The 1,451-nt window shown below is 67.9% G+C and carries 1 pseudogene; it reads right to left on the reverse strand.

Annotated features, from left to right (window positions below):
• Positions 1 to 115: 115 nt before the first annotated feature.
• Positions 116 to 1,367, reverse strand: a pseudogene (locus tag PH203_RS49530) (IS701 family transposase).
• Between the last annotated feature and the right edge of the window lie 84 nt (positions 1,368 to 1,451).

Raw genomic sequence — 1,451 nt, forward strand, 5'->3', positions numbered from 1 at the left:
CTAGTAGGGCTTGGTCAGGTTCGTAGTGGTGTGGGTATGTCGCGGTGGCAGGTGGGGCAGGTTCCGGTCCAGGTGGCGAGGAGGGTCTGCAGTTCGCGGACCACATGGTAAAGGCTCAGGCCTGCGCGGCGTCTTTTGGGTCTTGTGCCAGTCGTTGCAGGGTGCAGAAGGCGTGGGCGGCGGAGACGAGGGTGACGTGGTGGTGCCATCCGCTCCAGGTGCGGCCTTCGAAGTGGGCCAGTCCCAGGGCCTGTTTCATCTCGCGGTAGTCGTGCTCGATGCGCCAGCGGAGCTTGGCCGGCCGCACCAGCATGGCCAGTGGCATGCCAGAGGGCAGGTTCGAGAGCCAGAACTGGACCGGCTCGGGCTCGGTCGCGGGCCATTCCGCCAGCAGCCAGCGCTCGGGCAGTTCAGGATCGTCGGCTGCCTTGCGGATGCCGCGGCCGGCCGGGCGGATGCGCAAGGCGACGAACCGCGAGTACCTGCGCTTGAAGCCACTTTGGCTCTTGCCCGGCCGGGAGCCTTCCCGCCACGACACCGGTCTCGCCGCCGTCCTCCCGGGCGCGATGACCAGATCTCTCATGGTCTGCGCAGGCTCGGGGTACTGCATTTTGGGTGGCTGGCCGGTGCCCGCATAGGCGGGCTGGACCGGCCGGGCGTCGGCGGGCTGGGCGGTATGGCGGGAAGAAATCCCCACCGCATAGGGCAGCTTGCGTTCCTCCAGGCCCAGCCGGAAGGCGGCAGCATCGCCGTATCCGGCGTCCGCGACAACCAAAGGAACGTCGATGCCCCACGACCGGGTCTCGTCGATCATGTCCAGGGCCAGCTGCCACTTCTCCACATGCCCCACCTGGGCGGGAAATCCCGCACCGGCCGCGGCGGGCAATCTTGTCCGCCGCGGCCTCCGGCGAGTCGGGATCCCAGGATGCGGGCAGGAACAGCCGCCAGTCGACCGCGGCCGAGGCACGGTCGTTGGCCAGGTGCAGCGAGACGCCCACCTGACAGTTGGTGACCTTGCCCGCGGTGCCGGTGTACTGCCGCGACACACACGCCGAAGCATCCCCGTCCTTGAGGAAGCCGGTGTCATCGACGATCAACGCCTCAGGGCTGATCACCTCGTGCATCCTCCAGGCCAGCCGGGCCCGCACGTGCGCGGGATCCCACGGGCTGGAGGTGATGAAGTGCGCCAGCGCCTGCCGGTTGCCGTCCTCACCCAAGCGGGCGGCCATCGGCTCCACCGACTTGCACTGCCCGTCCAGCAGCAACCCGCGCACATACGCCTGCCCCCACCGCCGCTGATCCGCACGGAAGAACCCGTCGAACAACTCCGCCGCGAACGCCTCCAAGTCCCCCCGGACCGAGGCCATCTCCTCAGGTGTCACACCATTTCCAACGACACTCACGCAGCATGAGACACGCATGCACGAGTGAAGATGACCAAGCCCTAATAG

This window comes from Streptomyces sp. S.PB5, assembly GCF_030403745.1.
Lineage (GTDB): Bacteria > Actinomycetota > Actinomycetes > Streptomycetales > Streptomycetaceae > Streptomyces.